5 protein-coding genes are annotated in these 10303 nt (G+C 61.3%); all 5 read right to left on the bottom strand.

Annotation, left to right across the window (positions count from 1 at the left end; translation table 11 throughout):
- Nucleotides 1–1469 (bottom strand): elongation factor G (fusA, locus tag HP499_RS15205; RefSeq protein WP_172325035.1); only part of this gene is annotated, 1469 nt, incomplete at its 3' end.
- 69 nt (nucleotides 1470–1538) lie between these two features.
- Nucleotides 1539–2009 (bottom strand): 30S ribosomal protein S7, encoded by a 471-nt coding sequence (gene rpsG, locus HP499_RS15200; protein ID WP_003803829.1) that lies wholly within the window; start codon nucleotides 2007–2009, stop codon nucleotides 1539–1541.
- A gap of 1 nt (nucleotide 2010) precedes the next feature.
- The gene (gene rpsL / locus HP499_RS15195; protein ID WP_009358312.1) at nucleotides 2011–2385 is read right to left on the bottom strand and encodes a 30S ribosomal protein S12; all 375 of its coding nucleotides are present in this window, start codon (nucleotides 2383–2385) and stop codon (nucleotides 2011–2013) included.
- Between the two features lie 438 nt (nucleotides 2386–2823).
- Nucleotides 2824–6723, bottom strand: coding sequence for a DNA-directed RNA polymerase subunit beta' (locus HP499_RS15190; protein WP_172325033.1), 3900 nt, complete (start codon nucleotides 6721–6723; stop codon nucleotides 2824–2826).
- Between the two features lie 103 nt (nucleotides 6724–6826).
- Nucleotides 6827–10303, bottom strand: a 3477-nt coding sequence (gene rpoB / locus HP499_RS15185) for a DNA-directed RNA polymerase subunit beta (protein ID WP_172325031.1), incomplete at its 5' end; no start/stop codon positions are given.

Below are 10303 nucleotides of genomic sequence, written 5' to 3'. Positions count from 1 at the left end.
TAAGCAACCTGCGGCTTGCCAACATTTGCCTCGACCTTGAATTCGCGGCGCATGCGGTCCACCAGGATGTCCAGGTGGAGCTCGCCCATGCCGGCGATGATGGTCTGGCCCGTGTCTTCGTTGAGGGAGACCTGGAAGGTCGGGTCCTCAGCGGAGAGCTTCTGGATGGCCGTGGAGAGCTTCTCCTGGTCACCCTTGGTGTTGGGCTCGATGGCAACCGAGATCACGGGCTCCGGGAAGCTCATGGACTCGAGGACGATCTGGTTGTTGGCATCGCACAGGGTGTCGCCCGTGGTGGTGTCCTTCAGACCGATCGCTGCGTAGATGTGGCCTGCGGTAGCGCCCTCAACGGGCATTTCCTTGTTGGCGTGCATCTGGAACAGCTTGCCGATGCGCTCCTTCTTGCCCTTGGTGGAGTTAACCACCTGGGCGCCGGCCTCGACGTGACCGGAGTACACGCGGACGAAGGTCAGCTGACCGAAGAACGGGTGTGCAGCAATCTTGAAGGCGAGGGCCGAGAACGGCTCGTCAGCAGAAGGCTTGCGGGTGAGTTCCTTCTCTTCGTCGCGGGGATCGTGACCGATCATCGGCGGGACGTCGAGCGGGTTCGGCAGGAAGTCAACAACAGCGTCAAGCATCGGCTGGACACCGCGGTTCTTGAATGCTGAACCACAGAACACCGGGTAGAGCTCGGAGTTGATGGTCATCTTGCGGATGCCGGCCTTCAGTTCCTCAAGGGTGAGTTCTTCACCTTCGAGGTACTTCTCCATGAGTTCTTCGGAAGCCTCGGCCACAGTCTCTACGAGCTGTGCACGGTACTCTTCGGCCTTGGCCTGGAGGTCCGCCGGGATTTCCTGCACTTCGTAGGAAGCGCCCATGGTGACGTCACCCTTTGCGTCGCCAGGCCAAACCAGGGCGCGCATTTCGAGGAGGTCAACAACACCGATGAAGTCGTTCTCAGCGCCGATGGGCAGCTGCATGACCAGCGGCTTGGCACCAAGGCGGGAGATGATGGTGTCTACGGTGAAGTAGAAGTCAGCGCCCAGCTTGTCCATCTTGTTGACGAAGCAGATACGCGGAACGTTGTACTTGTCAGCCTGGCGCCAAACAGTCTCGGACTGCGGCTCCACGCCTTCCTTGCCGTCGAACACCGCAACTGCACCGTCGAGGACGCGCAAGGAGCGCTCAACCTCAACCGTGAAGTCAACGTGGCCCGGGGTGTCGATGATGTTGATCTGGTTCTTGTCCCAGAAGCAAGTCACGGCGGCAGACGTGATGGTGATGCCGCGTTCCTTTTCCTGTTCCATCCAGTCAGTCGTCGAAGCGCCGTCGTGCGTCTCGCCGATCTTGTGGTTCACACCCGTGTAGAACAGGATGCGCTCGGTAGTGGTGGTCTTGCCGGCATCGATGTGGGCCATGATGCCGATGTTGCGGACCTTATTAAGGTCGGTAAGCACGTCCTGTGCCACGGGGTCTCCCTTTCGGATGGACTACACGTTCGCCGCCGGCTCAGTGAGCCGGCGGCGTCCGGAAAGTTTTTACCAGCGGTAGTGTGCGAAGGCCTTGTTGGACTCGGCCATCTTGTGGGTGTCTTCGCGACGCTTCACAGCGGCACCAAGACCATTGGAGGCATCCAGGATTTCGTTCTGGAGGCGCTCGGTCATGGTCTTCTCCCGGCGGGCCTTGGAGTAGCCCACGAGCCAACGCAGAGCGAGGGCGGTGGAGCGACCCGGCTTGACCTCAACCGGAACCTGGTAGGTAGCGCCACCAACACGGCGTGAACGCACCTCGAGGGAAGGCTTGACGTTGTCCATGGCCTTCTTGAGAGCGGCAACGGGGTCGCCGCCGGACTTTGCACGTGCACCTTCAAGTGCACCGTAAACGATGCGCTCTGCGGTGGACTTCTTGCCGTCGACAAGAACCTTGTTGATCAGCTGCGTGACCAACGGGGAGCCGTAAACGGGATCGGAAACTAGCGGCCGCTTCGGGGCCGGACCCTTGCGAGGCATATTACTTCTTCTCCATCTTTGCGCCGTAACGGCTGCGAGCCTGCTTGCGGTTCTTGACACCCTGGGTGTCGAGTGCGCCGCGGACGATCTTGTAGCGGACACCCGGAAGGTCCTTCACACGACCACCACGGACGAGCACGATGGAGTGCTCCTGGAGGTTGTGGCCAACACCGGGGATGTAGGCGGTTACTTCTACGCCACCGTTGAGACGCACACGTGCCACCTTACGGAGAGCCGAGTTCGGCTTCTTGGGGGTGGTGGTGTAAACGCGGGTGCAAACACCGCGGCGCATCGGGCTGCCCTTCAGCGCGGGAGCCTTGGTCTTGGAGACCTTCGGCGTGCGGCCCTTGCGGACCAGCTGGTTAATCGTAGGCACTTTCGTGTTCTCCGTTGTTTGATCTCTGCCCCCACACACAGGCGCCAGCCAGTGTAAACGTGGGAACTTTGGCGTTGCTCGTGCAGCCGGCCGAAACTCCGGTAGGCGTGCAAAAGTGCGGCATTCGTTGCGCATGTTGCCCGCAACCCGGAAACAGGCTCCACCCAGCACCATGAGAACAAAACCAAAATGATGCTGCGGCGGCCTTCATCCACTGCCACACAGAACAATTACCAAAAGTCTAGCACGGCTTGATCTAGGGCCTTAATCGGGTGTATGGAGGACGACGGCGCCACCCGGCTGCCGCCGTCGTCCTCCACTCCCCCAACTGACTTCGCGGGTAGCCGCGGCCCTTAACGGGTCCGGCCCCGCACTCAGGGAGTACGGGGCCGGACCTTTACGGCGTCAAGCAAGCGATGACGGCGTCAACTTACCGGTTTAGCGGAAGTCGTTACCGAGATCGTAGTCATCCAGCGGGATGGCGTGGAACTCGGGAGCGCCGTCGCCACCCAGGGCGTCATAGGAGAAGTCGGTGAAAGCGCTGGGGCCCGTGAACAGGCTTGCCTTTGCTTCTTCCGTCGGCTCCACAGTGACCTCTGTGTAGCGGGGCAGGCCCGTACCGGCCGGGATGAGCTTACCGATGATGACGTTTTCCTTCAGGCCGAGCAGAGGATCGCTCTTGCCTTCCATGGCCGCCTGCGTCAGGACGCGGGTGGTCTCCTGGAAGGAAGCTGCCGACAGCCAGGACTCGGTAGCCAAGGAAGCCTTGGTGATACCCATGAGTTCCGGACGACCCGAAGCCGGGGACTTGCCCTCGGACACGACGCGGCGGTTCTCGTCCTCGAAGCGGGCGCGCTCTGCAAGCTCACCGGGGAGCAGGTCGGAGTCGCCGGATTCGATGACGGTCACGCGGCGCAGCATCTGGCGGACGATAACCTCGACGTGCTTGTCGTGGATACCAATGCCCTGACTGCGGTAAACGCCCTGAACTTCGTCCACAAGGAACTTCTGTGCAGCACGCGGACCCATGATGCGCAGAACCTGCTTCGGGTCCACCGGACCGTTGATCAGCTTCTGGCCGACGCTGACGTGCTCGCCGTCTTCGATGAGGAGACGTGAACGACGCAGTACCGGGTAGGCAATCTCTTCGGAACCATCGTCCGGAGTGATGACCAGGCGCATCTGGCGCTCGGACTCTTCGATGGTGATGCGGCCGGCTGCTTCAGCAATCGGTGCAACACCCTTCGGAGTACGGGCTTCGAAGAGCTCCTGGATACGGGGCAGACCCTGGGTGATGTCGTCGCCACCACCGGCGGAAACAGCACCACCGGTGTGGAACGTACGCATGGTCAGCTGTGTACCGGGCTCACCGATGGACTGTGCGGCAATGATGCCCACGGCCTCGCCGATGTCCACGGTCTTGCCGGTGGCCAGCGAACGGCCGTAGCAGAGCGCGCAGGTGCCGACCTTGGACTCACAGGTGAGTACGGAGCGGACCTTGACCTCGGTGATGCCTGCAGCCAGCAGCTGGTCGATAACGACGTCGCCGCAGTCGGTGCCGCCGGCAGCCAGGACGTTGCCCTGGGCATCGACGACGTCGACAGCCAGCGTACGTGCGTAGGCGCTGTTCTCGACGTTCTCGTCCAGGACGAGTTCACCGTTGGAATCCGGCACGGCGATCGGCGTGAGCAGACCGCGCTCGGTACCGCAGTCCTCTTCGCGGACGATGACGTCCTGCGAAACGTCCACCAGACGACGGGTCAGGTAACCCGAGTTGGCGGTACGGAGAGCGGTATCGGCCAGACCCTTACGGGCACCGTGCGTGGCGATGAAGTATTCCAGCACCGACAGGCCCTCACGGTAGGAGGACTTGATCGGGCGAGGAATGATCTCACCCTTCGGGTTGGCCACAAGACCACGGATACCCGCGATCTGGCGGACCTGCATCCAGTTACCACGTGCACCGGAGGACACCATGCGGTTGATGGTGTTCATCGGGGACAGGCTGTCACGCATCGCCTGGGCGATCTCGTTGGTTGCCTTGTTCCAGATTTCGATCAGTTCCTGGCGACGCTCGTCGTCGTCGATCAGGCCCTTGTCGTACTGGCCCTGGATCTTGGCGGCCATGGCTTCGTAACCGGCCAGGATGGCAGGCTTGGAAGTAGGTACCTCGATGTCGGAGATGGCAACCGTGACACCCGAACGGGTGGCCCAGTAGAAGCCTGCGTCCTTGAGGTTGTCCAGCGTTGCCGCCGTAACAACCTTCGGGTAGCGCTCGGCGAGGTCGTTGACGATCCGGGACAGCTCGCCCTTGTCGGCAACAGCCTCTACCCAGGGGTAATCCTCGGGCAGCGTCTGGTTGAAGATGACCTGGCCCAGGGAGGTCTCAACGAGAGCCGGCTGACCGGGCTCCCAACCTTCCGGAGCTTCCCATCCTGCGTAAGGCACAAAGTCATCCAGACGGATCTTCACCTGGGAGTTCAGGTGCAGGTCGCGGGCGTCGTACGCCATGATGGCTTCCGAAACCGAGGAGAAGATGCGGCCTTCGCCGGCAGAACCGACGCGCTTGGTGGTCAGGTGGTACAGGCCGATGATCATATCCTGCGAAGGCAGGGTCACCGGACGGCCATCGGACGGCTTCAGGATGTTGTTCGAGGACAGCATCAGGATGCGTGCTTCGGCCTGGGCTTCCGGGCTCAGCGGCAGGTGGACTGCCATCTGGTCGCCGTCGAAGTCAGCGTTGAAGGCGCCACAAACCAGCGGGTGAAGCTGGATTGCCTTGCCTTCCACAAGCTGCGGTTCGAAGGCCTGGATGCCGAGGCGGTGCAGGGTAGGTGCACGGTTGAGCAGCACCGGGTGTTCGGTGATGATCTCTTCCAGCACGTCCCAGACCTGCGGACGGTAACGCTCGACCATGCGCTTTGCCGACTTGATGTTCTGTGCGTGGTTGAGGTCAACCAGGCGCTTCATCACGAACGGCTTGAAGAGCTCCAGAGCCATCTGCTTGGGCAGACCACACTGGTGCAGCTTCAGCTGCGGGCCAACCACGATGACCGAACGGCCGGAGTAGTCAACGCGCTTGCCGAGGAGGTTCTGGCGGAAACGACCCTGCTTGCCCTTGAGCATGTCGCTCAGGGACTTCAGCGGACGGTTGCCCGGACCGGTGACGGGACGGCCACGACGACCGTTGTCGAAGAGGCTGTCAACAGCTTCCTGAAGCATGCGCTTCTCGTTGTTGACGATGATCTCCGGAGCACCGAGGTCAAGCAGGCGCTTGAGACGGTTGTTGCGGTTGATCACACGGCGGTAGAGGTCGTTGAGGTCGGAGGTCGCGAAGCGGCCACCGTCCAGCTGGACCATCGGGCGCAGTTCCGGCGGGATCACCGGAACGGCGTCGAGAACCATGCCAAGCGGGCTGTTGTTGGTGGTCAGGAACGCATTGACAACCTTCAGTCGCTTCAGGGCACGCGTCTTACGCTGGCCCTTGCCGTTCTGGATGGTGTCGCGCAGTGACTCGGCTTCAGCCTGCATGTCAAAGGTCTCAAGACGCTTCTTGATGGCTTCGGCACCCATGGAGCCTTCGAAGTACAGACCGTAGCGGTCACGCAGTTCGCGGTAGAGGCCCTCATCACCTTCAAGGTCAGCGACCTTGAGGTTCTTGAAGCGGTCCCAGACCTGCTCGAGGCGCTCGATGTCGGCGTCGGCACGCTTGCGGACGTTCGCCATCTGGCGGTCGGCAGAGTCGCGGGCCTTCTTCTTGTCGGCAGCCTTGGCGCCTTCGCCTTCGAGACGGGCAAGCTCGTCTTCAAGGTCGCGGGCGATCGTGGCGATGTCGCTGTCGCGGTTGTCCACCATCTGCTTCTTCTCGAGGTCGTGCTCAACCTGGAGGTTCGGCAGTTCGGCGTGACGGGATTCGGTGTCAACGCTGGTGATCATGTAGGCAGCAAAGTAGATGACCTTTTCAAGGTCCTTCGGTGCCAGGTCCAAAAGGTAGCCCAAGCGCGAGGGAACGCCCTTGAAGTACCAGATGTGGGTTACAGGCGCGGCGAGCTCGATGTGGCCCATGCGCTCACGGCGCACCTTGGCGCGGGTGACTTCAACGCCACAACGCTCGCAAATGATGCCCTTGAAGCGGACGCGCTTGTACTTACCGCAGTAGCATTCCCAGTCGCGGGACGGGCCGAAGATCTTCTCGCAGAAGAGGCCGTCCTTCTCGGGCTTGAGCGTGCGGTAGTTGATGGTTTCCGGCTTCTTGACCTCACCGTAAGACCATCCGCGGATGTCTTCCGCGGTGGCGAGGCCGATCTGCATGAGGCCGAAGGAGGATTCGCTGGACATATGGTCCCTGTTCTCTCTTGTTCTCTAAATTCTGAAGTCTTGGTTACGGGAAGAGGGAGTTGTTCCGACGGGCAGTGGTTGAGGCTGCCCGCCGGAACAGCTGCTAGACCTCTTCTACGGAACTGGGCTCTGCACGAGACAGATCGATGCCCAGTTCTTCCGCAGCCGTGAAGACTGCGTCATCAGAGTCACGCATTTCGATCGTGGTTCCGTCCGTGGAAAGAACTTCCACGTTCAGGCACAACGACTGCATTTCCTTGATCAAGACCTTGAAGGACTCGGGAACGCCAGGCTCAGGGATGTTCTCGCCCTTGACGATGGCTTCGTAGACCTTCACACGACCATGGATGTCATCAGACTTGATCGTGAGGAGTTCCTGAAGGGTGTAAGCGGCGCCGTAAGCTTCGAGCGCCCACACTTCCATTTCACCGAAGCGCTGGCCACCGAACTGAGCCTTACCACCCAGCGGCTGCTGGGTGATCATGGAGTACGGGCCGGTGGAGCGCGCGTGGATCTTGTCGTCCACCAGGTGGTGGAGCTTCAGGATGTACATGTAACCGACGGAGATCGGGTCCGGGAACGGCTCGCCGGAGCGGCCGTCGAACAGACGGGTCTTGCCGGAGGAGTCGATCAGGCGGTCGCCGTCGCGGGTCACGTTGGTGGAGTCAAGCAGGCCGGTGATCTCTTCTTCACGGGCGCCATCGAACACCGGTGTGGCAACGGTGGTCTGGCCGGTTTCACGAGGCAGGTTGGGCAGGTTCTTGACCCACTCCGGCTCGCCTTCGATCTTCCAACCGGTCTTGGCAACCCAACCGAGGTGGGTTTCCAGGACCTGGCCAACGTTCATTCGACCCGGAACACCAAGCGGGTTCAGGACGATGTCCACCGGGGTACCGTCTGCAAGGAAGGGCATGTCCTCGATCGGGAGGATCTTGGAGATAACACCCTTGTTGCCGTGACGGCCGGCGAGCTTGTCGCCGTCGGTGATCTTACGCTTGGCTGCAACGTAGACGCGGACCAGCTGGTTCACGCCCGGGGGCAGTTCGTCGTCGTTGTCGCGGTCGAAGACGCGCACGCCGATGACCGTACCGGACTCGCCGTGGGGCACCTTCAGGGAGGTGTCGCGGACTTCGCGGGACTTCTCACCGAAGATGGCGCGCAGGAGGCGCTCTTCCGGGGTCAGTTCGGTTTCACCCTTAGGGGTGACCTTTCCGACCAGGATGTCGCCGGCTTCAACCTCGGCACCAATGTGGATGATGCCGCGCTCGTCCAGGCCTGCAAGGACTTCCTCGGACACGTTGGGGATGTCACGGGTGATTTCCTCGGCACCAAGCTTGGTGTCGCGGGCATCAATTTCGTGCTCCTCGATGTGGATGGAGGAAAGAACGTCCTCAGCAACAATGCGCTGCGACAGGATGATGGCGTCCTCGAAGTTGTGGCCTTCCCATGACATGAATGCCACGAGGAGGTTCTTACCGAGGGCCAGTTCACCCTGGTCCGTTGCGGGACCGTCAGCGATGATGCCGCCAACTTCCAGGCGCTGGCCTTCGTTGACCAGGACGCGGTGGTTGTAGCAGTTGCCCTGGTTGGAACGGGCGAACTTGTTGATGCGGTAGTTGGTCTCGGTGCCGTCGTCGTTGATCATGACAACCAGCTCGGCGGAAACCTCGGTGACCACACCTGCCTTCTTGGCGATGACAACGTCACCGGCGTCGACGGCTGCTGCGCGTTCCATGCCGGTGCCCACGAAAGGAGCCTCGGAACGGACCAGCGGCACGGCCTGGCGCTGCATGTTGGCACCCATGAGTGCGCGGTTTGCATCGTCATGCTCGAGGAACGGGATCAGGGCGGTTGCCACGGACACCATCTGGCGCGGGGAAACGTCCATGAACTGAACGTCTGCAGCGGGAACCAGGACAGGCTCGCCTCCACCACCACGGGCACGGACAAGGACAGTCTCTTCAGAGAACTTCTTGTCAGCATCCAGCGGAGCGTTGGCCTGTGCGATCAGGACCTCGGCTTCGTCATCGGCCGTCAGGTACTGGACTTCGTCGGAAACGACGCCTTCGGAGACCAGGCGGTACGGCGTCTCGATGAAACCGAACGGGTTGATGCGGCCGTAGGATGCCAGCGAACCGATCAGACCAATGTTCGGGCCTTCAGGGGTTTCGATGGGGCACATACGTCCGTAGTGGGACGGGTGAACGTCTCGAACTTCCATGCCTGCACGGTCACGGGACAGACCACCCGGGCCAAGTGCCGACAGGCGGCGCTTGTGGGTCAGACCCGAGAGCGGGTTGTTCTGGTCCATGAACTGCGACAGCTGGGACGTTCCGAAGAACTCCTTGATGGCTGCTACAACAGGGCGGATGTTGATCAGTGTCTGCGGCGTGATGGCCTCGACGTCCTGCGTGGTCATGCGTTCGCGGACGACGCGTTCCATACGGGACAGACCGGTGCGGACCTGGTTCTCGATCAGTTCGCCAACTGCACGGATGCGACGGTTGCCGAAGTGGTCGATGTCATCGACGTCGACGCGGAGCTCGTGGTCTTCGCCATCGCGCTTGCCCATGAGGGTCTTCTCGCCGGCGTGGAGCGCAACGAGGAACTTGATCATGGCGACGATGTCTTCAACGTGCAGGACCGAGGCTTCCTTGTCACCAAGGGAGCGGTCGATACCGAGCTTGCGGTTGATCTTGTAACGGCCAACCTTGGCAAGATCGTAGCGCTTGGCGTTGAAGTACAGGTTGTCCAGCAGCGACTGGGCAGCCTCGACTGTGGGCGGCTCGCCCGGTCGCAGCTTGCGGTAGATATCCAGAAGCGCGTCTTCGCGGGTCTCGGTGGCGTCCTTCTCCAGCGTTGCACGCATGGAGTCGTACTGGCCGAACTCTTCCAGGATCTGGCCTTCGGTCCAACCGAGGGCCTTCAGGAGAACCGTTACCGACTGCTTGCGCTTGCGGTCGAGGCGAACGCCGACCTGGTCGCGCTTGTCGATTTCGAGTTCGAACCATGCACCACGGGACGGGATGATCTTCGCAGTGAAGATGTCCTTGTCACTGGTCTTGTCAGCAGTGCGCTCGAAGTAGGCGCCCGGCGAACGGACCAACTGGGAGACAACAACACGCTCGGTGCCGTTGACGACGAACGTTCCCTTCTCAGTCATGAGGGGGAAGTCGCCCATGAACACGGTCTGCTGCTTGATTTCGCCCGTGTTGTTGTTCATGAACTCGGCCTTGACATACAGCGGTGCCGAGTAAGTGGCGTCACGGTCTTTGCATTCGGCCATGGTGTACTTCGGGTCAGCGAACTCCGGCTCGGAGAAGCTCAGGGACATAGTGCCCTGGAAGTCCTCGATGGGGGAGATCTCTTCGAAGATGTCGGCAAGTCCGGAGGTGGTGGCGACGCTGAGGTCGCCCTCCTCGACAGCCTTCGCTACCCGCGCCTGCCAGCGTTCGTTTCCGACGAGCCAGTCAAAGCTGTCCGTCTGCAGGGCGAGAAGATTCGGAACGTCAAGCGGTTCGTGAATCTTTGCGAATGAGAGGCGGCGGGTGGCACCATCGGTGCTTGCCGTGTTAGCGGT

It is taken from the genome of Paenarthrobacter sp. CM16, assembly GCF_013179505.1.
Taxonomy (GTDB): domain Bacteria; phylum Actinomycetota; class Actinomycetes; order Actinomycetales; family Micrococcaceae; genus Arthrobacter.
The sequence above is the reverse complement of the archived record's forward strand: the minus strand, read 5'-3'. Positions and strand labels throughout refer to the sequence as shown.